General features: G+C 58.7%; 25 protein-coding genes. 16 read left to right on the plus strand and 9 right to left on the minus strand.

What is annotated here, in order from left to right; genetic code table 11:
• Positions 1 to 44 precede the first annotated feature (44 nt).
• Together CSW57_RS21365 and CSW57_RS21370 are read right to left on the minus strand one after the other, a co-directional pair.
• Positions 45 to 1,412 (minus strand): MFS transporter, encoded by a 1,368-nt coding sequence (locus tag CSW57_RS21365; RefSeq protein ID WP_099384431.1) that lies wholly within the window; start codon positions 1,410 to 1,412, stop codon positions 45 to 47.
• Between the two features lie 20 nt (positions 1,413 to 1,432).
• On the minus strand, positions 1,433 to 1,915 hold the full coding sequence (locus CSW57_RS21370; RefSeq protein ID WP_189339359.1) for a MarR family winged helix-turn-helix transcriptional regulator: 483 nt from the start codon (positions 1,913 to 1,915) through the stop codon (positions 1,433 to 1,435).
• Between the two features lie 74 nt (positions 1,916 to 1,989).
• Here CSW57_RS21370 and CSW57_RS24895 point away from each other — a divergent pair, with 74 nt between their 5' ends.
• The gene (locus tag CSW57_RS24895) at positions 1,990 to 2,763 is read left to right on the plus strand and encodes an enoyl-CoA hydratase/isomerase family protein (RefSeq protein WP_099384433.1); all 774 of its coding nucleotides are present in this window, start codon (positions 1,990 to 1,992) and stop codon (positions 2,761 to 2,763) included.
• Positions 2,764 to 2,773: 10 nt separating this feature from the next.
• Here the strand turns inward: CSW57_RS24895 and CSW57_RS21380 are convergent, their stop codons facing one another.
• A complete protein-coding gene (locus CSW57_RS21380; protein WP_099384434.1) occupies positions 2,774 to 3,541 on the minus strand; it encodes a FadR/GntR family transcriptional regulator in 768 nt (255 codons plus the stop codon).
• Positions 3,542 to 3,895: 354 nt separating this feature from the next.
• On the opposite strand from CSW57_RS21380, the gene CSW57_RS21385 reads away from it, so the two are divergent.
• From CSW57_RS21385 to CSW57_RS21420, 8 genes are all read left to right on the plus strand, one after another.
• Positions 3,896 to 4,723 carry a TauD/TfdA dioxygenase family protein gene (locus CSW57_RS21385; RefSeq protein ID WP_189339076.1) on the plus strand — a complete coding sequence of 276 codons (828 nt, stop codon included), beginning with the start codon at positions 3,896 to 3,898 and terminating at the stop codon, positions 4,721 to 4,723.
• A gap of 81 nt (positions 4,724 to 4,804) precedes the next feature.
• Entirely contained in the window at positions 4,805 to 5,269 is a 465-nt protein-coding gene (locus tag CSW57_RS21390) for a MarR family winged helix-turn-helix transcriptional regulator (RefSeq protein WP_189339360.1), read from the plus strand.
• Positions 5,270 to 5,382: 113 nt separating this feature from the next.
• Positions 5,383 to 6,234, plus strand: coding sequence for a VOC family protein (locus CSW57_RS21395; protein WP_099384436.1), 852 nt, complete (start codon positions 5,383 to 5,385; stop codon positions 6,232 to 6,234).
• A 16-nt stretch (positions 6,235 to 6,250) separates the two neighbouring features.
• Positions 6,251 to 7,462 (plus strand): CaiB/BaiF CoA transferase family protein, encoded by a 1,212-nt coding sequence (locus tag CSW57_RS21400; protein WP_099384437.1) that lies wholly within the window; start codon positions 6,251 to 6,253, stop codon positions 7,460 to 7,462.
• A complete protein-coding gene (locus tag CSW57_RS21405) occupies positions 7,459 to 8,754 on the plus strand; it encodes a cytochrome P450 (RefSeq protein WP_099384438.1) in 1,296 nt (431 codons plus the stop codon). The genes CSW57_RS21400 and CSW57_RS21405 overlap by 4 nt, the downstream gene beginning before the upstream one ends.
• Before the next feature lie 69 nt (positions 8,755 to 8,823).
• The gene (locus CSW57_RS21410; protein ID WP_099384439.1) at positions 8,824 to 9,801 is read left to right on the plus strand and encodes a PDR/VanB family oxidoreductase; all 978 of its coding nucleotides are present in this window, start codon (positions 8,824 to 8,826) and stop codon (positions 9,799 to 9,801) included.
• Positions 9,756 to 10,877, plus strand: a complete 1,122-nt coding sequence (locus CSW57_RS21415) for a zinc-dependent alcohol dehydrogenase (protein WP_099384440.1) — start codon at positions 9,756 to 9,758, stop codon at positions 10,875 to 10,877. Before CSW57_RS21410 ends, CSW57_RS21415 begins: the two co-directional genes overlap by 46 nt.
• Before the next feature lie 71 nt (positions 10,878 to 10,948).
• Positions 10,949 to 11,881: an NAD(P)-dependent oxidoreductase gene (locus tag CSW57_RS21420; RefSeq protein ID WP_099384441.1), complete on the plus strand. Its 933-nt coding sequence runs from the start codon at positions 10,949 to 10,951 to the stop codon at positions 11,879 to 11,881.
• A 54-nt stretch (positions 11,882 to 11,935) separates the two neighbouring features.
• Here the strand turns inward: CSW57_RS21420 and CSW57_RS21425 are convergent, their stop codons facing one another.
• Positions 11,936 to 12,844: an ABC transporter substrate-binding protein gene (locus tag CSW57_RS21425; RefSeq protein ID WP_143696590.1), complete on the minus strand. Its 909-nt coding sequence runs from the start codon at positions 12,842 to 12,844 to the stop codon at positions 11,936 to 11,938.
• A gap of 424 nt (positions 12,845 to 13,268) precedes the next feature.
• Between CSW57_RS21425 and CSW57_RS21430 the strand changes: the two genes are divergently transcribed.
• The 4 genes from CSW57_RS21430 to CSW57_RS21445 all read left to right on the plus strand — a co-directional run bounded on the left by CSW57_RS21430 (position 13,269) and on the right by CSW57_RS21445 (position 17,428).
• Positions 13,269 to 14,192 carry an alpha/beta fold hydrolase gene (locus tag CSW57_RS21430; protein ID WP_099384443.1) on the plus strand — a complete coding sequence of 308 codons (924 nt, stop codon included), beginning with the start codon at positions 13,269 to 13,271 and terminating at the stop codon, positions 14,190 to 14,192.
• A gap of 1 nt (position 14,193) precedes the next feature.
• Entirely contained in the window at positions 14,194 to 14,508 is a 315-nt protein-coding gene (locus CSW57_RS21435; RefSeq protein WP_099384444.1) for a Dabb family protein, read from the plus strand.
• Entirely contained in the window at positions 14,505 to 15,956 is a 1,452-nt protein-coding gene (locus CSW57_RS21440; protein ID WP_223249384.1) for an aldehyde dehydrogenase family protein, read from the plus strand. Before CSW57_RS21435 ends, CSW57_RS21440 begins: the two co-directional genes overlap by 4 nt.
• Before the next feature lie 620 nt (positions 15,957 to 16,576).
• Positions 16,577 to 17,428, plus strand: coding sequence for a sugar ABC transporter substrate-binding protein (locus tag CSW57_RS21445; RefSeq protein WP_189339362.1), 852 nt, complete (start codon positions 16,577 to 16,579; stop codon positions 17,426 to 17,428).
• A 228-nt stretch (positions 17,429 to 17,656) separates the two neighbouring features.
• Here the strand turns inward: CSW57_RS21445 and CSW57_RS21450 are convergent, their stop codons facing one another.
• Entirely contained in the window at positions 17,657 to 18,439 is a 783-nt protein-coding gene (locus CSW57_RS21450) for an IclR family transcriptional regulator (RefSeq protein WP_099384446.1), read from the minus strand.
• A gap of 123 nt (positions 18,440 to 18,562) precedes the next feature.
• Here CSW57_RS21450 and CSW57_RS21455 point away from each other — a divergent pair, with 123 nt between their 5' ends.
• Genes CSW57_RS21455 through dmpG form a run of 3 tightly spaced genes read left to right on the plus strand, consistent with a single transcriptional unit; the run spans position 18,563 to position 21,408 of the window.
• A complete protein-coding gene (locus tag CSW57_RS21455) occupies positions 18,563 to 19,396 on the plus strand; it encodes a 2-keto-4-pentenoate hydratase (RefSeq protein ID WP_189339386.1) in 834 nt (277 codons plus the stop codon).
• Between the two features lie 10 nt (positions 19,397 to 19,406).
• Positions 19,407 to 20,387 (plus strand): acetaldehyde dehydrogenase (acetylating), encoded by a 981-nt coding sequence (locus CSW57_RS21460; RefSeq protein ID WP_099384447.1) that lies wholly within the window; start codon positions 19,407 to 19,409, stop codon positions 20,385 to 20,387.
• Entirely contained in the window at positions 20,380 to 21,408 is a 1,029-nt protein-coding gene (dmpG, locus tag CSW57_RS21465) for a 4-hydroxy-2-oxovalerate aldolase (RefSeq protein ID WP_099384448.1), read from the plus strand. Before CSW57_RS21460 ends, dmpG begins: the two co-directional genes overlap by 8 nt.
• Positions 21,409 to 21,488: 80 nt before the next feature.
• Here dmpG and CSW57_RS21470 read toward each other — a convergent pair whose 3' ends face one another.
• The 4 genes from CSW57_RS21470 to CSW57_RS21485 form a co-directional block, all read right to left on the minus strand.
• Positions 21,489 to 22,049: a cysteine hydrolase family protein gene (locus CSW57_RS21470; RefSeq protein WP_099384449.1), complete on the minus strand. Its 561-nt coding sequence runs from the start codon at positions 22,047 to 22,049 to the stop codon at positions 21,489 to 21,491.
• A 52-nt stretch (positions 22,050 to 22,101) separates the two neighbouring features.
• Complete coding sequence (locus tag CSW57_RS21475; RefSeq protein WP_099384450.1) at positions 22,102 to 22,956, minus strand: SDR family NAD(P)-dependent oxidoreductase; 855 nt, start codon at positions 22,954 to 22,956, stop codon at positions 22,102 to 22,104.
• 84 nt (positions 22,957 to 23,040) lie between these two features.
• Positions 23,041 to 23,808, minus strand: coding sequence for an SDR family NAD(P)-dependent oxidoreductase (locus tag CSW57_RS21480; RefSeq protein WP_189339364.1), 768 nt, complete (start codon positions 23,806 to 23,808; stop codon positions 23,041 to 23,043).
• Positions 23,805 to 24,439: TauD/TfdA dioxygenase family protein (locus CSW57_RS21485; protein ID WP_143696591.1), on the minus strand; the 635-nt coding region annotated here is incomplete at its 5' end. The genes CSW57_RS21485 and CSW57_RS21480, both read right to left, overlap by 4 nt.

Here is a 24,439-nt window from a genome sequence, read left to right on the forward strand (position 1 = left end):
AGGGAGTATTGAGACATACCCTGTTTCCTCGAAACTGCTGGAGTTCAGAGCCGGTTGGGGAGCTTACGATCGAACACCGTCAGCGCGAGCACGACGATGGTGACAGTGATGAGGATGTCGGCGATTGAATGCAAGCCAGAATCGGTTGCGCCATCTTGAAACACAACACCGATGATGCTGCCTGATGCGATTGCACCGACGTACGTCGACGTTCTCAGTAGACCCGCCGCAGTCCCGGTTTCGTCGGATCGTGCCTGCGCGAACACGGCCGATTGGTTGCCGATTGATGCTAGACCGATGGCCAGACCTGCAACTGCGGTCAAGGCAACCGAGAAGGCAGGGGAGGTCCCCGTATTTAAGAGTCGGAGGCCTATCGCGGTAATGATCGCGATCACCGCGCTCGCGAGCAAAGGTGCCCTCACGAGGTTGCGGCGCGAGACAGGCCGGGTGATGAGGGCGCCGGCAATACTCATCGGGACTACGAGTAGGCCAGTGACAGTCGCGGAAAGTCCCTGTGCCTCCTGGAGCCATTGCGTGAGACCGTACATGACGCAGTACGCGACGAGCATGGTTCCGGCGCTCCGGATGTACGTGTGAGTTAGAGCCCGGTTTTCTATCAGCGAACGAATGTCTATAAACGGGTGACCCGCCTTAAGCTCCCAGAGGAGCAGGCCTGCTAGGCATGTCGCAGAAACTGCGAGCGAAACCCATTCGAAGTAAGGCAGAGCTGTCAAGAACACCACCAGGGCGGTGAGCATTGCGCCGAACAAACACATGCCGGCCAAGTCGAGTGCACGCAGAATCTCACGCCAGTTCGGCGAATGGATGCGCGGCGGATCAGAGGGGAGCCACTTCAGCGCCATAGCCAAAACAACAAAGGCGATGGGGATGTTGATCCAGAAAGTAGCTTGCCAGCCGGCCACGCTGACCAGGATCCCTCCTAGTGGCAGGCCTAGCAGAACTGTCACTTGGCTCGATATCACAAGATTTCCGAGCACCCCACCGGGCGCGACGCCCGTATTGGCCGCGCGCTGCCGAATCATTAACATCGACGCGGGAAATCCGGCAGAAGTACCCACGCCCAGGAGCACCCGAGCGAGTACGAGAACGGCAACGTTGCCCGCAAGCGCACCGACCGTGCCGCCGGCGATTACGAGGAGCGCTCCGACTACGAATATCTTCTTGGCGCCGAACTGTTCTGCGCACCTGCCCATGGCCGGTTGTGCAATGGCGCTCGCGACGTAAAGGACCGTTACGAGCACTGCAACTTGGCCGATGGAGACATCCATCGCTGCAGCGATGGGCACGAGCGCTGTAGCGATGATCGAGCTGTTGATGGGATTGAGTCCAGAGCTGATGACGAGCGGGGTCGTGAAGCGCCACCCAAACGCGTTGTCGCTCGATCCGGCCACCGACGCCTCTGGCCGTGGGGTCACCTCGTAGATTCGGGCAGGGACCGGCTGATTTCATCAGCCCTGATGTCTGCCAGCTTGGTTAGTATTCCGATTGCAGCAGAGAGTGTTTCGCGCTCCTGGGCAGAGATGGCGTCGTCGATTGCATGCGCGAGCCAATCGTTGCGCGATTGAACAATAGACTCAATGAGCCGCTGACCAGCGACGGTCGCGGACACCAGTTTTTTGCGCCCATCGTTTGGATCCGGCGTACTGACAATCAGATTCTCTTGCCTCAACGCGCCAATGGTCTCAGCCATAGATTGCGCGCGGACGTGTTCGGACTGCGCAAGATCGGCCGCCGTGATCTTTCCCGACTCGACAATCCGGCCTAAGGCCGATAGTTGCGACACGGTCAATTCCTGACTGATTCCGGACTGCTCGACGCGAAGCCTCGCCCTCAACCTTGCAATGGCCAGCGAGAGCTCGTGGGCGATAACCGGTGTGGGTTTGTCGTGCTGCACACGAAGAAGAGTAGCATCGATCGGGAAACTGGGCAGTTTGCCTGTCTATACATCGTCGGAGACTGAGGTGACCTGTGGATGCTGAACTACTGACAGTCGATCGTGGACACGTCCGGACCTTCACCCTGAATCGGCCCAAGCGATTAAACGCACTATCAACCGCTCTGCAGTATGAGTTGGCGGACAGGCTGATCGAAGCTGACCTAGACGAATCGGTCCGCGTGGTGGTCGTCACCGGCAGCGGCGACAGAGCCTTTTGCCCAGGAATCGACCTCAAAGAGCTGAGATCGGCGCCAAGCGGCGTGTGGCGAGGACCGTATGCCCAACCACGAAAGGCGCTATGGGAAGTTTTATTCGAGGTTTCGAAGCCAACCATCGCCGCGTTGAACGGCCTAGCGGTTGGCGGAGGATTCGAGCTTGCACTTGCTTGCGATCTAGTTGTCGGGGTATCGGGAGTGTCGGTGGGCCTACCGGAGGCAAAACTCGGATTGGCAGCGTCTTTCGGGTCAGCACAGCTGAGTCGCAGAGTTCCCTACGGCGTAGCATGCGACATACTCTTCACCGGACGACTGCGTCCCCTTGATGAACTAGTGCAGTGGGGCCTGGTCCAGAAAGTTGTCGGCCGCGGGCAGCTAGAGCGAGAAGTATCTGAACTGGCAGCGACGATTGCCGCGAATGCGCCGCTCAGTGTTCGGCGCATGAAGGCGACAATGGCCAAAGGGGCCGATCTGCCCCTCATGTCGGCGGTCAGGCTCGGTGCCGGACCAGATCCGTATATATCCAAGGATCGTCACGAAGGAGTGGCGGCTTTTCTAGAGAAACGTTCACCGCGGTGGACAGGAAAGTAGCGGAAGGGGGTCAGAATCCGTTGCGTCCAGATGCCGCCATCGACGCCGCCCAAGGGCGGCGTGGCAGGTCACGGTAGGCGGCTTTCCACGCCTTGTTACCTTCATCGAGGTGACGCCGCATTTCCTTTTCTGCGGCCTCAGCGCTTCTTGCCGCCAACGCTTTGATGATTCGCTCGTGGGCCTTGATGGCGTTTGTACGATGCTGGTGGGTGAAGTCGCCGGCAACGACACCGAAAGCTAAACCGTCAGCGACGGATTCGAGCATCGCGGTAAGCAACTCGAGCACCGGGCTATTGGCGGCGGCAGCAATTACCTCGTGAAATTCAACATTCTTCGCCCTGAAGACATCGCGATCATCAATGTTATCGGTGATCTCCTTATTGATACTTTTGAGCCTGGCGATGGTTTCGTCGTCAATATTCGATGCCGCCATACGGGCCAGCATGGGCTCTAGCGCCTGCCGGGCCTCGAACAGTTTGGAAAACGGTACGTCCTGGTACTGCATCAAGAGAGTCAGGGCTTCGCCGAGATCGGCCGCGCGCGGTTGGCGAACGATTGGCCCCCCGTCCCGGCCGGCGCGAATGGTCAGGATGCCTCGACTCTCGAGCAGGCGTAACGCCTCGCGGAGAGTGCTTCGGCCCACTTTGTAGGTGTCGAGCATTTGCCGCTCGTTCGGTAACCTAGTTCCCTCCGCCAGTGCCTCGTTGACGATCTGATCGGTGATCGCACGTGCAACGATCTCGGACTGTTTGATCGGTCTTTGCACTCCGCCAGTCACTGCCCCTCACTCCCCGGTCCGCCGTTGTGGCGTCCATTTGCACTTCGGCTTCCAAGCCGCCAGTTCTGACATCGTTAGATCGGCGACCGTAACGCAGCGAGTGCGACCTTACTGATGACCACCGTCTCTATGACCACCATTCACACAGTTTAGGTGAGCGGTGGAACTTCCGCGGCGCCGACCCGCCGATAGGCGGTGCGCGGGCGCTTCTGCGTCCGGTGTGAGTGGGTGGGTGTTGCACATCACCCCAAAGATGCTTACTGTGATCATCATCATCGATCAGTAGTGCTGAACGTCTCCCGGCGGATGCCCCTCCCCGCGGGACCGATACCCCTCCCTTGGAAGGAAAACACCATGAAAGCCATTCCCCTCGACGCACCTGTGGGCGTCGAACTCCACGACCTCGACATGAGCGTGCCGTTTACCGAGGAGGAGATCTCGGTCCTTCGTGAGGCCTTCGACACCGGTGGATTCGTGCTGGTGCGTGGGCAAGAACTCGCCGACGAAGACCAGGACCGGTTCGTCACGTCGCTGGGCGAGCTGCACACGTTCCGCTGGGGCACCACAGTGGAATACCTGTCCAACGTCATCGAAAACAACCCATCGCTGGCGGGAAGTCGCCGGCTGCTGTTCCACAACGACGGTGCGTACCGCCAAGACATCGCCGCAGGCACCTGCCTCTACGCCCAGGACGTTTCACCGACCTCACCGCCCACTGCATTCGCCAATACTGTGCGCGCCTACGAAAACCTGCCCGAGGACATCAAAGACAAGATCGAGAACCTGCACGCCTACAACATGTTCGACACCAACGACACCGACGCCGAACAAAAACGCATGCGCCTGTCGAACTACCCCGAGGACGCGGATCTATCGACCGTCCAAGCCACCGAACACCCCATCGTCATCACCGTGCCGCACAGCGGCAAAAAGGCACTCTTCGTCAACGAGTTCAACACCAGCCACATCGTGGAGTACGGCCCACGATCCGAGGAAGGCGAAGAACTCCTACAAACCCTCTTCGCGGCCATCTACGACGACGCCAACACCTACATGCACCACTACACAAACAACGACCTTGTCCTCTTCAACAACCTCGCCGTCCAACACGCCCGCGTCGGCCAAATCGACAACAACCCCCGCACCCTGCGCCGCCTCGTCCTCAAAACACTCAACTGGTGAGCAAGCGAACGGCTGGCCGCGATGTCTGTTGTAGGCCAATCCGGGGTGTACGCAGCGAGTACTTCTGGCATCGTCGCATTAATGACCAGCACTGACTTCGTGGAACTTGCGACTGAGCTCCGAACCGCCGCCGGCCAGCTGATTCGGAAAATTCGCCGCGAGAGTGGTGAAACCGAGCTGACCTGGTCTCAGAGTCTTCTGCTAAGCAGTGTCGCTCGTCGCGGGACGGCGACTGCGAGTGAGCTAGCGGTCGAGAATGGCCTTCGAACTCAGACTGTGTGGTCGAGCCTGTCGACGCTCGAGCGACGCGGATTGATCAGCAGGGAACGGGATCGGTCCGATCGACGAAATGTGTTAGCGACGCTAACGCCTGCCGCCCACGATGTGCTTGCAGCGCGCCATGAACGTGAGGTATGGCTCGCTATCGCACTGGAGCGCGACTTCAGTGCGGAGCAGATCGATGTCCTTCGGGAGGCGGTGCCATTGTTGCTTGCCTTGGCTGCAGCGGCGCCGGTTGGGTCGGCCAATGACACCCCAGACGACTAAAGCCAGCTAACACCAGCGCATATTTGTGGTACTACTCACATTCCTATATACTCTGCGCATAGTAGATACATTTACTCGGCGAGCCGGCGGGCTGGCATGACCTGGAGCAGCGAATGCTTATTTCAAATCTTGGATACATCACTCTGAATGTTCTCGATCTCGATCAAGCGGTTGAGCTGTTCGAGGTGAGCGGTCAGCTTCAGCTAAACCGCAGAACGTCGGACAGCGCACACCTTGGTGGTGCCGGCCAGCATCATTGGATCGAACTCCGGAGCGATCCGTCGCGGCCTGAGGGGCTTCTGAAGATGGCCTTCCAGATCGATGGTGAGACAACGTTCGACGACGTCGAGAAGGCGCTCGCTGGAGGCGGTGTCGCCTTCGAGCGATCCCAAAGTTTTCGCGATGATCTAGTCCGTGAAGCGATTCGGTTCACCGATATGGACGGCACCGAGGTCGAGATTTTCGACGGTCTCGCAGAAGTTGCTGGTGGGGAGCAGCCAAAGTGGGCTCACCTGGATCGATTGCTGCATGTTGCAGTTTCTGCCTCTGACTTCGATGCGGCATTGGACTTCTATACGAACATCCTGGGGTTCGGGGTGTCCGACTTCATTGAGGACACAACGGCTTTCCTGCATGGCTCGGATGGTGCGCACCACTCACTCGTGCTGCAGCGACTGCCGGACACGCCCCGTGTCGTCAACCACGTGTGTTTCGAAACCAAGACATTCGATGACGTCATGCGTGCTCGGGCTATCGTCCGTCGCGCCGGCCTCGAACTTCGCGATGACCTCATCCGACACGAAACGTCGGGTTCGATAGGGTTCTACTTTGAGGGTCTGCCGGCGGGCCTTGGGATCGAGTTCTGCTACGAGCACGGACGAGTTGATCCGAAGGAACACCGCCCGCGCACATTTGTCCGGACGATCCGTGCAAAAGACGTCTACGAGCCCCCTGCCGGATTCTGAGAAATAGGGCATCAGCATGGTTAAAACCAATCCGGACGCACACACTGCTAGCGTCGGACCGCTTGGCGCAGTTCGTGTTCTCGATCTCACTGGAACGATGTCTGGCCCCTTCTGTACGCTGCTGCTTGCTCAAATGGGTGCCCAGGTCGATAAGATCGAGCCGCCGCGGGGTGATGTAGTGCGGCACTTGACCGCTAGCAAGACGGCTGGCATGTCATCAATCTTCCTCGCACTCAATGCAGGTAAACGCTCGATCGTTCTGGACTTCTCCACCGAAGAGGACCGCGACTTGCTCCGGGCGCGGCTTCCTGACTATGACGTGGTAGTTCACAACATGCGTCCTCAGGCGGCCGGACGCCTTGGGCTTACCGAGGACGACTTCGCAGCGGCGGGATCATCGGCGTTGCTCTGTGAGCTGGTTGGTTTTGGGCCCGGCCCCTATGAGGCGATGCCTGCCTACGACGACACCATTCAAGCCATGTCAGGGCTTGCGTGGGTGCAAGGAAACGGGGACGAACCGTCATATGTCCGTACCGCGATTGCGGATAAGACAAGCGGAATGTACGCCGCGCTGGCGATCTGCGCCGCACTTGCAGCAAGGGCGATGGGAGATGGACCGAAATCGGTGAAGATACCGATGTTCGAGACGATGGCAGCCTTCACAACCGCGGAACAGATGGGAGGCCTGACCTACGACCCGCCGGCCGGCCCAGCGTTGTACCCGCGGACGGCGTCTCCCCACCGCCGTCCATTCTCTACTGACGACGGCTACATCAGTCTGATGCTCTACACCGATAAACACTGGGAATCATTTCTGAGGCACATTGATCGCGCCGACCTCGTCGAGGATCCGCAATTCTCCTCCATCGCGGGGCGGACAGCAAACATCGACGAAATTTACTCCTTCGTCGCCAAAGAACTGTTGAAACAGTCGACGGGCCACTGGTTGAAAGTATTAGACGAGATTGACGTACCCCATGCCCCTGTGAAGTCGATCGAGGACTTGCTGGAGGATCCGCACCTCAGTGCTGTCGGATTGATCCAGACGGCGGTCCACCCGTCCGAGGGGACGGTACGTACTTTTCGTGCGCCGTTCCTTTTCGACGGACTTAGGCCGACCGATCTGAGCCCCGCTCCGACACTGGGACAAGACACCGAGCCGTTCAAAGGTCGTACACAGACTTCTGAGGAATTCAAAGGCAACTTCTCCGTGAGGAACTCAACATGAACGCAACCAGAGACGCTGATGTCACGAGAGCGCCTGCTGTCGCCACAAAGGCGTGGGACCCGGACAGCTTTATCAAGTTGACCGAATATCGTGAAGTCGAAGAGGTGCTGAAGCGCGGTCGTGACTTCGTTCTCGAGGGTACAAAGAACGAATCCCAGGAATTTATCGGCGGCACGCTGGTCGCGATCGATGGACGCGCGCATATGGCTCGACGTCGCTCGTTGATGAAAATGATCGGACCCAAACAACCATGGGGTGCCGAAGGCCGCATGTTCGAGGATGTATTCGCGGAAACCATGGAACGCATTCGGGGTGATTCGGAACCGGATTCGGCGAGCGTTCATTTCGATCTTCTAGAGTTTGCGCGGATTGTTAACTGGCGACTGACCGCGGCCTTGGTAGGTGTAGACGGTGTCGATAACGCCGAAGCGGTGGCACACTTCCAGGAGTTAGCTGTTCCTGTGTTGCATGGCTTGACCGTCGAATACTCGCCCGAAGAGAAACAGCGAAAGGCGATCGTTGACGCCGCTCGCCTGGCACGTCAGCAGTTTCGCGCCGAGATGTTCGATCCCGCCTTTGCTAGGCGCCGAGACCTGGTGACAGCTGCAGGAGATGATAAAGCGAGGAAGGATGCGCTACCAGGTGACCTTCTGACTAGCTTAATCATCGCTGCCGGCGACGAAGAGCCCGATACCGAGCATATCTTCCGCGAAATGATGGCATTGCTTGCGGGAGCTATTAACAATCCTGTGGCGCAAGCAGCGTTTGCTCTTGACGACATCATTCCGTGGTTGACGGAACATCCCGAAGACCTTGCCAACACAGGCAAAAAGGAATTCCTCAATCGGGCCGTTAAAGAAACGCTGCGACTGCACCGGGCGACTCGCCCGTATCTGGTTCGAATCGCCCCGAATGACGTCAAGCTTGAGTCCACAGGTCGCGAGATCCCTGCCGGTTCCTGGGTCGCCGGATGGATCGGGCCAGCAGATCTCGACACGAACGTGTTTGGTGACGATGCGCGGCAATACAACCCGTACAGGAAGCCAACGGAAGCTGATGCTTCCCCTTTCGGCCTCTCCTTTGGGGCCGGGCCCCATGTATGCATCGGCCGGCCGATGCTGCTGTGGGAACAGGGAGGTGAAGAGGCACAGGGCAGCCTGACCAAGATGCTGCGCCTGTTGCTGGCTAACGGTGTCCGCCCAGACCCCGACGGGAAGCAGATCCTCGAAGAGGGCCCTGAAGGCGGTCGACGGTGGACGCGCTACGACGTCGTCATGCCGCTCCGACCCTGATCAGATCGAATGGTTGCACGACATGCGTTGTCATAGTGACCTTCCAGAAATCGTAGAAAGAAGTTTCCTATGAACAACACTGGATCGATAACCCGCCACGCAGTTCGCGTCGCCGATCGTCTGGAGATCACTCCTGACGTGGTCATGCTTCGACTCGAGCCAACCGAGAGTGCAGCGTTGCCTGCTTGGGATGCAGGTGCACACATTGAACTCCACCTACCTTCGGGTCTGTCGCGCCATTACTCGCTATGTAGTGATCCACGCGACACGAGCCAGTACACCGTGTGCGTATTACGCGAAGAACAAGGGCGCGGAGGATCGTTGGAGATTCACCGCGATGTATCGGTCGGTACGAAGCTGATCACGAAAGCTCCGAAGAACCTCTTTCCTCTTATCGAGGACGCAAAATCATACCTGTTTATCGCCGGGGGAATCGGCATCACCCCAATCAAGGCAATGATAGAGGCGGTGGCTCGCCGCGGCCAGGACTGGAGACTGATCTATGGTGGTCGCAGCCTTTCTTCGATGGCGTTCGCCGACGAGTTGAAGGCCGAGTACGGTGACCTCGTCACTCTTGTTCCGCTAGATTCAGCTGGCTTGATTGATGTGTCGCGAGCCGTAGCATCAGTGGGCGAGGGATCCCACCTGTATTGCTGCGGTCCCACTGGGCTTCTTAATGCGGTGACCGCGGAATGCGAGTCTGCCGGTATCGGGCCGGCGCTGCATATCGAACGGTTCACTGCCCCGGACGACAAGCGCGAGGAAGTCGAAAACGACCCCGCTGGCTTCGACGTCGAGTTGCGCGAGTCTGGGGTCACCGTGCATGTCGGTGCTGATGAAAGCATTCTGGACGCGGTTATGACAGTCCGCGAAGATATCGATTCGTCGTGTCACGAGGGTTACTGCGGAAGTTGCGAATCTCGCGTCCTTGAAGGCGTTCCGGAGCACCGCGGAAGTCTGATGACGCCCGAGGAGCACGATGAAGAAGGCACGATGCTGATATGTGTTGGTCGGTCGAAAACGCCGAAGTTGGTACTAGATCTGTGAACGCAGACCAGGCGAGTGCCGCCGTGGTGACAGCTCCTCAGACGGTTGAGATTCGGACTTTCGACCGGCCAATCATCGGCGAGAATGATGGCTTACTCGAGGTCGAGGTGAACGCGCTCTGCGGATCGGACCTCGATTTCTTCAACGTCGAGCTACCTGGTTATCCGCTGCCCATGGTCATCGGTCACGAACCGGTAGGTCGCGTCGTGGAGATCGGCCGAGAGGCTAGTCGTCGGTGGGGTGTCAAGGCCGGTGATCGGGTGGTGGTCAACTCTGCGATTCGATGTGGGGAATGCGCTGACTGTTTGGCTGGGCGCGACTGCCGTGCGCGATCGTACGGGACCCTCTCGCCCAGCCTCAGCCCAGGATTGTGGGGTGGAATCGCGACTCACATGTATCTGGCCCCCGGATCGACGGTAATTCCATTGGCCCAGGATGTGTCGCTGGCTGCAGCTGCCTTTCACAACCCCATGGCAAACGGATTCGAGTGGGCAGGCGTTGCGGGGAATGTGCACTCGGAAACGACTGTCGCAGTCTTGGGTGCAGGCCCCCGCGGCGTCGCCACTGCTGTCGCGGCGACGATGCTCGGATCAACGGACGTCACCATTCTGGGTCTGGAGCAGGATCGACCAAAACTCGACGTTGCGCTGGCGCTAGGGGTTCACCGCGCGGCAGTGTTGACCGGAACTGATGCTGCAGAACTGCGGGACTTGCTCGGTGATGACGTGGACGTCGTCATCGACACCACCCCACGAGCAACTTCGACTGTGAAGCAGGCACTCGTGGCGCTTGCAAGAGGAGGTCGGCTGGTCCTGGCAGGAATCAAAGGTCCGAATCGCTCGATCAATCTACAGATTGATCAGATAGTGACGGGCAGGCTGACCCTGGTGGGGCCGCTGAGCAAAACCGAGAAATCCCTACGCCGAGCAGTGCTGGCCATCAATGAGCAAACGGTCGATCTCGATCGCATCAGCTCGCGTGCATATCCCCTCACAGCGATCGGTGAAGCTCTCGCCGACCTGGGACGCAATGACGCAGACCGTCCATTGCAGCTGCGGATCGAACCCCAGCTGTGAGCCCCCTATATACCGTTGTCGCAGTTCGTGATTCGTTCTATCGGCCTTGCTAACGACGTTAAGGAGAAGAAGTGAAGGTTGGAATTATTGGGCTGGGCAACATGGGCGAGCAGATCGCCCGGGCCATCGCACGCGCAGGTTTCAAGACTCACCTGTACGACGTTCGGCCGGAAACTGTCGAGCGGCTGGCTTCGGAAGAGAACATGGTGGGCTGCTCGTCAGTGAAAGAGCTCGCTCAAGAGTCGGATGCCATCGGCGTCGTTGTACTTAACGAAGCGCAGGTCGCTTCGGTCGCAGACGAGGTGGTTGCGACAGGTCTACCGAGAACCCTGATAATTCACAGCACTGTAACGCCGGCGTTCGTGCAGGAGCTTGCGGCCGCCGTGGCGCCAGCTGGGGTAAAGGTAATCGACGCAACTGTCGCAGGTGGGGTGGCGCGCGCCAAGACAGGGCAACTCACGGTCATGGTGGGCGGCGACGACGCGACGGTCGGGTCTGTGCGCGAGGTTCTTGAAGCGATCGCCCGCGATGTCTTTGTCGTGGGACCCGCCGGTGCTGGCTCGGCAATGAAGTTGGCGGTCAACTTCATGACCATCTCCTCATACGCACTCGAGATGGAAGCCATGGAATTCGTTCGAGCTCACGGTATTTCGGAGGATGCGTTGAGTTCGGTTCTGACCACGAGCTCCGCTGACTCAAGAGCTGTGCGCACGTGGGGCTTTCACGACCGGCTTCGCCGTAGTGCGCCCCCGGGGACGGCGCCTTCCCAGGTTGTCATGCGCAAGGACGTCTCCTCTTTCGCCCGAGCTGGTGCGCGCGCCGGGTCTCTTATGCCGTTAGCGACCATTGCGGCTGAGACTTTGCTGCCGAAGATCGCCGAACGCGACGCTTACTTGGACTCGCTCGGTGAGATTGATGCGGTCCCGCGGTGTGCACGTTGCACGTTAGAGCTGATCCCGCCATTCCGTGAGGCGGGTGCCCATCCTGAGTGCGCTGACATCTGACAAGCCATAATCGCGCGGCCCGCGAGTATCACGGGCCGCGCGGTCGCTTGCCAGCTAGCTCGGCGGCTCGATTCCCATGAAGTAGTCCTCGAGGGGCAAGTGTCTCCAGGTCAAGTGTTGGCTATTCATATAGCGGACGAGTGCCTCCAAAGTGGGCCGGTTTCGTTCGACACCGTAGGGCCAATAGTCGGTGCCCATCAGAGCGGCCTGGTCTTCGACAGCTGCCAACGTCCATGGCAGAGTGGGATATGAAACACTTGTGGACCAAAGCTTGTTCTGCGCGGCGATCTTGCTCTCGTTGAAGATCGTGAACACTTTCTGTGCAAGACCCGGCTCGGACTCCACGAGCTGCCTCTTCATCACCAACACGTGCATGACTGGGAAGATGTTAGTGCGGAAGTAGAAATCTCGTTCCTGTTCTGTCGCATTTAGAAACAACCGGCGAACGCCAGCGGGCCGCGGCGCACTACCTGCTCCGATCCAAGCATCTATCGAGCCATCCCTAAGCTGTTCGGGCAATGAGACCCCTTCTGGGGCGGATGTGATGTCGACATCGGCTGGATAGATGAGCGTTTCGGGATCCAGGCCGGTCGGGGTCCGGTGTGACACCCATTGCACATCTCGTGGCAGCAGGCCGTAATCGTCGGCAAAGATTCCGCGCAGCCACACGGCCATCGTCATCCCGTACTCGGGTAGACCTATCCGTTTACCCCTGAGTTCGGACGGGTTCGTGATGTCGGATCCGTCGCGTACGTAGATGTTGGAGTGCCGGAAAGCGCGAGACACCCATACGGGCAAGGCCACGAGTTCACAGCCGGCCGGATCCTTCGAATATTGCGTCATGAAGAACGACGCCGACATCTCCCCGCCTGCGACGTCCGCGGAGTCGCGAAGAGCCGCGAACGCGTCCTTCGGGCTGGGCAGTATCTCGGTCTCGATTGAAAGACCATGATCTGCAGCCACTTTCCCTATGTTCGCTACGCGGTCATACGCACCGCCGAACAAGAAGGTCAATGGTTTTGTCACCTGGTACTCGTCTCGTCGATGGTTGATCCTCCAGCGACAATAACGGTCAGCACCTTGCCTCGTTGCGTTAACATAGTTACCATGAACATATTCTAATGGATAAGTGACGGTGCCAACAAGCACCCGCGGCATTGGGATGAGTTGCTCAGTGCCCGGTCAAACGGTCTACATCGAGCACACGGTCGGAACCAACGTTCTCGGTCAACAGTTCGGCAGGGGCTCCGGATAATGGTCGTGCGGTTCGCCGGATGGGTCGACTCCCGCACGTGTCTCGGCGCGCCTTGTGTCCCACATGGCCGGTTCGTGAGTCACCGGTCGGCGGTGCTCGCTGTGCGTTCGTTATTCAACGAAAGGAATCGATATGGGACAGATGGATACGGTGTGGGTTGATTTGCTGGGTACTGCCTACGAGCAACGGTTTTACGACGTCGATGGCGTCAGGACCCGAAGCATCGAGGCGGGAGAGGGCGACCCGATCGTGTTTTTGCACGGTGGTGGCGGGCACGCAGAGACGTGGATACGAAACCTGGAGGCGCATTCGCCGCATCGCAAGTCGTACGCGATTGACATGCTTGGACATGGTTTCACCGATGCGCCGGAATCATCTGACTACACCACAGCTGATGTCCTTAACCACGTAGTCCGGTTCTTGGATGTTGCGGGAATCGAAAAAGCCGACTTTTGCGGGGAATCTTTTGGGGGACGAATTTCTGCTTGGATGGCGATCAATCATCCCGATCGCGTCAACAAGCTCATACTGAATACCTCGGGCGGGTTACCTGCCACCAAAAAGCATCAGTCGGACGATGTCAGCGACCTCCTTGCACGGACAACGAACTCGCTTCAGCAGACGAGCGATGAAGCTGTGCGATCACGGATCGAATGGCTGTTTGCGGATCCGTCCCAGGTGCCCGAAGAGTTCGTCAAGATCCGGCAAGCGATCTATCGTCAACCAGGGATCAAAGAATCGTTGACCAAGCTGTTCAGCAGATTGTTTGACCCTGAGGACGCTAAAAACTACTGGTTGACCCCGGAGCGACTCGCTGGCATCACGGCGCCCACGTTCGTCATCTGGAGTGACCACAATCCCATCCATAGCTACGACGACGCGAAGGAAGGGTTCTCACACATACCAGATGTCCGATTCCATCTGATTAAGAACGCAGCACATTGGCCTCAATATGAGCAAGCGGAAGAGTACAACAGGGTGCAGGTGTCGTTCTTGTTGGACGGCGAGCCGTCTCTAGCGACCGTTGAACCCATTTCTGTTGGAGGGAAGAGCTGACATGCTGCGACACGTCGTGCTGATGAACTGGAATCATGAACTCTCCGTCGAGGAGGCCGCCGAAGTAAAGCGTGTCCTCGATGACCTCGGCGCTCAGTCCCCTGACGTCGTTGCCTTCTCCCACGGACCCGATGTCGGCGTTCGCGCCAACGGTAGTGACTATGCTCTGGTTGCCGATTTCGACAACGCGGACGGCTGGAAGGCTTACAGCAAGCATCCTGCCCACGACGTTGTTCGTGGCGTGATGGGCAAGATCGTGAGTGACCAGGCCATCGTTCAATTTCAGATTGCTGACAGCATTGCGGGGTCGCAGTGAGCATCTTGAGTCGGGCCGGTCTGCAGTTCATCGGGAACAGTTGGGTCGAGTCGACCTCGAGCGCCAAGGTTGTTGTGCAGAATCCGACGACCGGAGCCGTCATATCCGAGGTGTGTCATGGAAGCGTCGCAGATGTGGAGCGGGCGGTGGCTTCGGCGGGTGCAGCGTTTGCAACGTGGTCTGTGGCACCGGTCAAGGAGCGAGTAGACATCCTCCGGAAGGTCGCTCAATCGCTCCGGCACGACGTTGATGAAATCGCCGAGATCATCAGCTGCGAGGTTGGAACGACTCTGGATGTGTCGGTGGCAGTCCAGGTGAGCAGACCAATCGAGGTTCTGGAATCGCTGTGTGACTCGGCGCTAGCCTTCGGATGGACCGAGCAGATTGGCTCAACTTTAGTCGTTCGCGAGCCGATAGGAGTAGCCGTCGCAATCACGCCATGGAACTTTCCCCTTCACCAAGCAATCGCAAAGATCGGTGCGGCAATCGCCGCAGGTTGTACGGTTGTCTTGAAACCCTCGGAATTGGCGCCGCACAGCGCCTATGCGCTCGCTAACGCATTCATCGACGCGGGCGCTCCACCCGGAGTGTTCAACGTCGTTACCGGACTTGGCGATGTGGTCGGAGATGCGTTGGTAAGCCACCCGGGCGTAGGAGTGATTTCGTTCACGGGCTCCACCGCCATCGGTAAGCACCTCGCATCCGTTGCAGGGCAATCGATTAAGCGCGTGGCGCTCGAACTCGGCGGAAAGGGACCTTCTGTCGTCCTGCCCGGCGCCGACGTTGCCAAGGCAACCGCAGCCACCGTTGCCCGATGCTTCACCAACTCTGGCCAAGTCTGCGCAGCGTTGTCACGCCTTATCGTGCCGCGCGAAGACCTACATGTGGCCGAGAAGATAGCGAAGGAAGCCGCTGAAGCTTTTCAACTCGGCGATCCTCTTGAGCCGGCAACCACCATGGGTCCGGTCATATCAAAGAAGCAGAAGGACAGCATCCTCGAGCACATTGCGACCGCAAACGCAGAGGGTGCAAGACTCCTCACGGGTGGTAAGGATGCGACGGTTCCAGACGTGGGCCACTTTGTGGCACCTACCGTATTCACGGAAGTCACGAAGGGCATGGCCATAGCCCAGCAAGAAGTGTTTGGCCCCGTGCTCGCCATCATGCCCTATGACAGTGTGGATGAGGCGGTCGACATCGCCAACGCATCTGACTACGGCCTCGTCGGTGCCGTGTTCGGGCCCGACGTGAAACAGTCCGCCAGCGTCGCGGCGCGAGTCAAAGTCGGCATGATTGGTGTGAACGGTGGCCGGATCAACGTCAATGCACCGTTTGGTGGCTACAAGCAGTCGGGCCTGGGACGTGAGTTTGGCGCGTACGGAATCGAGGAGTACGTGGAGATCAAATCCGTGAACTTCACAACCCCCGATGCGATCGAGTGGCCGTAGCTTCACCGGATTTGCAAGACCAGCGTCCGCTGAAGGGACTGCCCGGTGAGGGCGGTCCCTTGAGCGTCGGCGCAGTCGGTTGACGGCTGGTGTCTCGTAGCGATTGGTGCCATAAAAGTCTTGCTTTGTGATTGATGCCACTACTACAGTAGAGGTGTCATGATAGTTATCATGCGCATATTCAGCTCATGCCTCTCTAGGACAACCCACGCTCGACGTCATCCCGCTAGTCGATGACAAGTGTGCAGCGATGCGGGGTGCCGGACAGGTCGAGCAGCTACTGGAAGGTCAGATGCCGAGTGTGGAACATGAACCGAGGACGAGCAATTGAGCCGTCCCCAAGGCGGGCGAGGATCGTAGCGGTTGCTGCATCGGCGCTTCTAATTGGTGGGGGCTTGGCCGCATGCAGCGATGACTCGTCGTCAGGCGCCGCAGGCGCCGGGTCGCAGGAGTGCATAACCGCGGCCGATGAGTTCTTGCAGCCATGGAATGAGCTCCCGACATCGCTACCGGCGTCTCCACCGGGTGGCTACGTTCCACTGAGCAAACCGGCCCAGCCTGGGGGCTCTATAGTCTTCTTGGCGAGCCCCATTCCGTCGGTCCAGGACGGCGCTAAGGGTATGGCCGTAGCTGCCGAGTCGATCGGTTGGTCCTCCAAGACACTGAACTTCGACGGGAACTTGCCCGACATGCTGGTGAAGTTCGATCAGGCAATCGCCGAGAAACCCACTGCAATCTGGGTTCAGGCGTTCCCTGCCGCTGGCATGCAAAAGCAGCTAGATGCCGCTAAGAATGCAGGAATTGTCGTGGGGATGACCTCAGTCGCTGACGAACCCACATCGGTGCCCGGATTCGCTGCAGTAAGCAACGGCCCTGTCACTGCGGAGGAAATCGGCGAACTGCAAGCGAATTTGGTGATGCGAGACTCTAAGTGCACTGCCAATGTCGCGATGTTTACCCTCCCATTTCCGATCATTGAAGCAACCGACAATGCCTTCACGAGCACACTGAAAGAGAAGTGCCCGGATTGCAAAGTAAGCACCACATTGGTGCAGCCGCAGGACTTAGGAACACCGAAAACAGCGAGTGCCATCGTATCGAAGCTACAATCGGATCCTACAGTCAAATACGCCTACACCGTTATCGGAAATGTTGCGAACGGCGTGGCGCCGGCCCTCCGCCAGGCAGGCCTCAAGGACATCAAGATCTTCGGCAATACGCCTGACGCCGATTCGATTGCCTCACTTCGTGACGGAACCAACGCCTGGTGGGTCAACCAGAACCCGACCCTTCAAGCGTGGGGACTGATCGATTCGGTGCTCCGAGCCATTGATTCGGGAGCGCCTCACCCCGATGGTGGCCACTATCCGCTCGCAGTGCTGACGCCAGAAAACGTCCCTGATGGCACCGGTGTACCAGCGCTACCAACAGATTACCAAGCCGAGTTCGAGGCGCTGTGGGGAGTCAGTTAGGTGAATTTGGCGTGCTGAATGCGGCCGCCCCGGTTGGGTGGCCGCATTCGGCGTTCAACGCCCAGCGCATAGTCGCGCCAAAGTGGGCATGCTAGTGGCGTGAGATGCGTGGCTCCAAGGGTCTAACAGACTCGGATTCCGGCAGGACTTGCGCGGACGTTCTCAGATGGCGCTGGTTTGGATCCTCAGCAGCCGCGGTGGGACAGCGTGATAGCTCGCAATCTATTGTCAAGACAGGCGCTTTTGGGTATCGACAATGTGAGACTGCCGGGCTAGCGTCAGTGCCACGCCATCCGCTGCCGCACGCACCGCATCCACATGCTGACGGGGGTTGAAGCGGTGCGCAGGTCCAGTCACGCTCAGCGCGGCGATTGGGGCTCCGGCGCCGTCAAGAATCGGCGACGCGAGACAGACGATCCCTAGCGTCGATTCCTCGACCTCAAACGCCACGCCTTCCTTGGCTATGTTCCCAAGCTGACGGTAAAGCATGCCGGGGCCGACTATGGTGTGCCGGGTTCTTCGTTCGAACGGGCGAGTGAGATAGTCCTGAATGAAACGATTGTCCGAAGAAGCGAGAAGAACCTTACCAATCGCAGTGCAGTACAGAGGCATACGGCCACCTACGCGCGACGGTGAAGCCGCTTGGCGGTGCCCGCCTATCTTTGATACGTAGATCACCTCGTCGCCATCGAGTAGCCCGAGATGGACGGTCTCCGTCGTACGGACAAAAAGGTCTTGCATGAATGGTGTGGCTACCTCCAGCAGCCCACGCTCGGGCGAGGCTCGCATTCCGAGCTCGAAAAGACGATTACCAAGTCTGTAGCCGGCGTCCGACCGGGCTAGAAGTTTTTCTGAGACTAAGTCATTGGCAATCCTATGGACCGTTGTTTTCGGAATCCCGGTCCGGGATGCGAGTTCGGACAGAGGTACTACGCGGCCATCGGCCTGAAACGCGTCAAGAATCGCGATGGCTTTACCGAGCACAGAGTTTGGGTCGAGGTGTTGTTGCAACGCTGCACTCCCTGCTCGTCACGCGGGCTAGACGCATTCCACTCAGTGGAACCAACTGTTCGACTTACAGCGTAATCCATTACGAAGATGATCATGATAGTCGCAGACAATCCGAAAGTAGCTATGAGCTCAAACATCCCCATCAACCCCGGATCGGCTCCTGTCGATCCCAACATCGAAGCAGCAGCTGAAAGGCTCACTAAGGCGTTTCTTTCAGGTCAGCCGTGCGCTCCGATCATCGACCTCATCAAGGCCGATGATGTCGACTCGGCGTACCAGATCCAGACTCTGTTCAATACGGCCAGACAGTGGCAGGGCACGAAGGTCGTCGGCCGGAAGATTGGGGCGACGTCTGAGGTGGTCCAAGTCCAGCTCGGGGTCGATCAGCCTGATTTTGGGGTCCTTTTCGAGGACATGCAGTACGCAGACGGAGACACGGTGTCGATGGAGCGGCTGCTGCAACCAAAGGCTGAGGCTGAGATAGCTTTTGTACTCGATCGAGATCTCGCCGACGGAGACCTCGACGTCGAGCAGTGCAGGGCGGCCGTAGCCTACGCGACGGCCGCCTTAGAAATCGTCGACAGTCGAATTATGGACTGGGACATATCTTTTGCCGACACTGTTGCCGATAACGCTTCGAGTGGCGTGTACGTTCTCGGTTCGATCCGTAAGTCGCTGGCCGAGTTTGTACCGGTCGAAGCGCAGATGACTATGACAATCGACGATGAACTGGTGTCAGCTGGCGACGGGGCGGCCTGTCTTGGCGATCCACTTCACGCGTTGACCTGGCTGGCGCGTCGAGCTCGAGAGTTCGGAGAACCCTTGAGGGCAGGGCAGGTCGTCCTTTCCGGAGCCCTTGGGCCGATGCGGCCAGTGAAGCCCGGGTCCGTGGTCACCGCTCATATCACAGGGCTCGGTTCGGTTACGGCTCGATTTCCAACGATGTCAACAGATTGAGGAGTTCACTATGAGTGTTAGGCCCAAGACAGGTCCAACACGGACAAAGGTTGCGATCATCGGGTCCGGAAACATCGGCACCGACCTTATGATTAAGGTGATCGAGCAGTCGCAATACCTTGAGGTAGCAGCGATGGTCGGCATCGACCCGGCATCGGATGGTCTGGCGCGTGCAGCTTCCAAAGGTGTTGCCACTACCCATGAGGGCGTCAGCGGATTGGCTCGGATGAGTGTCTTCGATGAGATTGAGATCGTATTCGACGCGACTTCGGCAAAAGCTCACGAGGCGAATGACGCGATTTTAAGCCCTTTAGGTAAGCGGTTGATCGACCTAACACCAGCAGCTCTGGGGCCGTTCGTCGTACCCGCCGTGAATCTGGGCGACCACATCGATGCACCGAACGTCAACATGGTGACCTGTGGTGGTCAAGCAACGATTCCCATCGTTGCGGCTGTCTCCCGCATCGCGCCTGTCGCCTATGCCGAGATCGTGGCTTCTATCTCATCGCGATCTGCCGGACCGGGTACGCGCGCCAACATTGATGAGTTTACCGAGACAACGTCTGAGGCTATCTGCTCGGTGGGCGGTGCGGGTCGTGGCAAAGCAGTCATCATTTTAAATCCCGCCGAACCACCCCTCATAATGCGGGACACGGTGTTCTGTTTGGTTCATGCCCCAGATTCCGCGACTCACGACGAGATTCGAGCGTCGATCGAGAAAATGGTGGGAGACGTAGCAGCGTATGTGCCGGGGTACCGACTAAAGCAAGGTGTCCAGATCAACGCTATTCCGAACGACCAACCGGTGCACACGCTGCTCGATTCCGGGACGCAGGAGGCGCCGACACATCAGGTGTCTGTGTTCCTCGAAGTAGAGGGCGCAGCACATTACCTGCCTGCGTACGCCGGCAATCTCGACATCATGACCTCGGCCGGTCTGCAGGTAGCTGAACGAATTGCTCAGAAGAAAGAGGATGCATCGCATGAGTGAGACAACGATTTTCGTGCAGGACGTGACGTTGCGCGACGGGATGCATGCAGTGCGGCATCGCATTACCCCGGAGAACGTGGGCAAGATCGTAGCAGCCCTGGATGCCGCTGGTGTCGACGCGATTGAGGTCGCACACGGCGACGGGCTAGCCGGTGGGTCACTGAACTACGGCCCCGGGTCTAACACTGACTGGGAATGGATTGAGGCCGCGGCCCAGAACATCACGAATGCTCGCTTGACGACCCTCTTGCTTCCAGGTGTTGGAACTATAGAAGAGCTCGAGCGAGCATACGATCTCGGCGTTCGCTCAGTTCGCGTGGCCACGCACTGCACGGAGGCCGACGTGTCCGCGCAGCACATCAGCAAAGCGCGCGAGATCGGGATGGATGTCTCCGGATTTCTAATGATGAGCCACATGGCAGAGCCTGAAGTTCTCGCCGCGCAGGCCAGAATGATGGAGAGCTACGGCGCGCATTGCGTGTACGTCACAGATTCGGGTGGCCGACTAACGATGGATGGTGTTCGCGAACGGGTGCGGGCGTACCGCGACGTCCTGGACATCGAAACTGAGATCGGTATCCACGCCCACGAGAATCTCTCCCTTTCGGTCGCCAATTCGGTGACCGCGGTAGAGAACGGGGTCTTCCGCGTAGACGCCTCGCTCGCAGGACACGGCGCTGGAGCGGGCAACTGTCCCATCGAAGCGTTTATCGCTGTCGCCGACATTCTAGGTTGGAGGCACGGGTGTGATGTATTTGCACTGCAGGATGCAGCGGATGACATAGTTCGCCCATTACAGGACCGCCCTGTTCGCGTCGATCGAGAAACTCTAACTTTGGGGTACGCCGGCGTTTACTCAAGCTTTCTTCGTCACGCGGAAGCCGCGAGCGTCCGCTACGGAGTCGATGTTCGCACCATCTTGATGGAAGCCGGACGACGCAAACTAGTTGGAGGTCAGGAAGACATGATCGTAGATATTGCATTGGATCTCACAACGCCTGTTGGTGCGCAGGCAAGTTGATCTGACTCAGACAAGGGCAAAGGGACGGCCGATGGGCCGTCCCTTTGCGTTTCGAAGCATTGAACGCGATTGGCAACAGGTTAAAGCGATGCCGCCCACGATTTCGCGCTAACAACGTCGGCGTGAGCGGGGAATACTTTCTCCACCAAGATATTGTGAACGTCTTGGTCAGTGTCTGCGCACGCATCGGCGAGAACCGTCAATTCAAAATCGGCGTCGCTGGCGTGACGCAGGGTCGAGAGAACGACCCCGCTGGTCGTAAGACCGGCCAGAACGAGATGGGTGACACCGAATCCACCAAGGACGGCTGACAAATCGCTACCCGCGAAGGCACTCATCCGGCGCTTGGTGACGATGGCTTCGTTCGGCGCGGGGTTGAGGCTTGGATGGACCTGCGCAGTCGGCTCGCTCTCAACGAACACGTCGCCATAATTGGCCAGCGGCGCAAAGCCTTTGTTGTCCGGATTAATCTCAGGATAGCCGGCGCGGAAGGCGACACGTACGAAGATGACCGGGACTCCGGCGTTGCGAGCAGCGTCAACAGCAGTCTGCGCAGCAGCCAGTGCAGGACTGTCCTCCCCACCGACTGACCCTAGGATCACTGGCTGATAGTCCATGACCAGCAAAGCTTGGTCGCTCATATATACTCCTTGTTACTTCAATTGATGTTGAATGAGGTTCTGATCCCTGGGGTTAACCCAAGACCGGCCCAGCGTCCATGCCGCCATCGACAAGAAGGTGTGTTCCGGTCACCCACGAACTTTCTTCGCACGCCAAGTACAGCGCCGCATGGGCGATGTCTCGAGGCTGGCCCATCCGAGGTATGGGCATTTTGGCGAAGAACGCTGGGTCCGGCGAGACCCCCGCATTACGTGACATGGGGGTGTCGATTTGTCCGGGCACGACTGAATTTACCCGGATACCGTACTGGCCTAGATCAAGGGCAGCGCATTGGACTAGCGCGGAGGCGGCGGCTTTGCTCATCGAGTATGGTGCTAAACCGGCTACTCCATAGCTAACGCCTGCCATCGACGTGACGATGACAATCGACCCGCGCCGCGCCCCTTTCATACCAGGGACGACTGCTTGGATCCCGAGGAAGTTTCCGAGAGCGTTGACCTCGAACGCGAGGCGGACGGCTTCTTCGTTCGTGGTGTCAACTGCACCACCGACCATCACTCCTGCAACCTGGACGAATACATTGGGAGGAGTTCCAAAGCGGTTTTGGCTTGTGTCGACGGCCGCTGCCCAGTCGCGGGCGTTACGCACGTCGACCTCTGCGAACTCGGCGTGGATCCCTAATGACTCGGCGACCTTCTTCCCTTCAGACTCAGGTCGATCGGCGATGATCACCGAGGCGCCTTCGCTGACGAACAGCTGCGCCACCGCGCGGCCGATTCCACCACCACCACCGCCAATAAGTGCGACTTGACCGAAGAGCCGGCCCCGGCCGCCGACCGCAGTAACCGGGGCCGCGGGCTCGGATTCGGGCTTTCCGCGGCGAAGTGCACCGGTCGGGTTAAACATGCCTATGTTAGGACTATTCATGGTGACTCACGTTACACGTTGGTGGGCGTCGCCGAAAGGCCGGGCAATATTTCTGTCAGGGTCGTGTTTGAGGGCCCCGGGCGGTTAGATTGATATCGCGCCGCCGTCGACCCTAAGAGTTGATCCTGTGGTGAAGCTCGATGAATCGCTGGCGAGATAGACGACGGCTGAGACGACCTCGTCGCCGCGGCCCAGTCGTCGCATCGGCGTCCTGTCGAGGTGTTGCTGCGTGTGTTCGAACGAGATCGCGGCTCCCATTCCGACCTCCATGGCGCCAGGCGCGATTGAGTTCACTCTGACTCCTGCGCTGGCCCATTCCTTCGCCAGAACCATGGTGGTGGCTTGCATGGCGGCTTTCGACGAGCGGTACAGGAGAGACCCGACTCCGCTATTCCACAGCCCGATCGAGACGATGTTGACAATGCTTCCGCGCCCGTGGCGGCGCAGATGGGGGTACGCGTCTTGGCATAGGAAGAACGCACTCTTTGTGTTGACATCGTGTACCTGGTCGTAGAGTTCTTCGGTAATCTCGGACGCCGGAGACCGGCGTGCAACACCGGCGTTGTTGATCAAAATGTCGAGGCTCCCGAAGGCGGCGACTGAGGTCGCGACGATATGGCGGCGGTCCTCGGGACTGGTGATGTCCGCGGCGACAGCGATAGCTCGTCCACCCGATTGCTCGATCTCTCGCTGGATCTGCCTACATTGCGTGATGGACCGACCAACGATTACGACCGACGCGCCGTGGTCGGCCAAGCCCCGAGCGACGGAATTCCCCAGCCCTCCCGTCGCTCCGGTGACTACAGCAACTCGGCCAGCCAGGTTGAACGCTTGCGGGCTCGGCTTGCTCACCAGTTGAGTGTTTTGAGGACGAGGCGGCGCAGGGTGCGGGGGTTGTTGTCGATTTGGCCGACGCGGGCGTGTTGGACGGCGAGGTTGTTGAAGAGGACAAGGTCGTTGTTTGTGTAGTGGTGCATGTAGGTGTTGGCGTCGTCGTAGATGGCCGCGAAGAGGGTTTGTAGGAGTTCTTCGCCTTCCTCGGATCGTGGGCCGTACTCCACGATGTGGCTGGTGTTGAACTCGTTGACGAAGAGTGCCTTTTTGCCGCTGTGCGGCACGGTGATGACGATGGGGTGTTCGGTGGCTTGGACGGTCGATAGATCCGCGTCCTCGGGGTAGTTCGACAGGCGCATGCGTTTTTGTTCGGCGTCGGTGTCGTTGGTGTCGAACATGTTGTAGGCGTGCAGGTTCTCGATCTTGTCTTTGATGTCCTCGGGCAGGTTTTCGTAGGCGCGCACAGTATTGGCGAATGCAGTGGGCGGTGAGGTCGGTGAAACGTCCTGGGCGTAGAGGCAGGTGCCTGCGGCGATGTCTTGGCGGTACGCACCGTCGTTGTGGAACAGCAGCCGGCGACTTCCCGCCAGCGATGGGTTGTTTTCGATGACGTTGGACAGGTATTCCACTGTGGTGCCCCAGCGGAACG

This window comes from Williamsia muralis, from assembly GCF_002735905.1.
Lineage (GTDB): Bacteria > Actinomycetota > Actinomycetes > Mycobacteriales > Mycobacteriaceae > Williamsia > Williamsia muralis_A.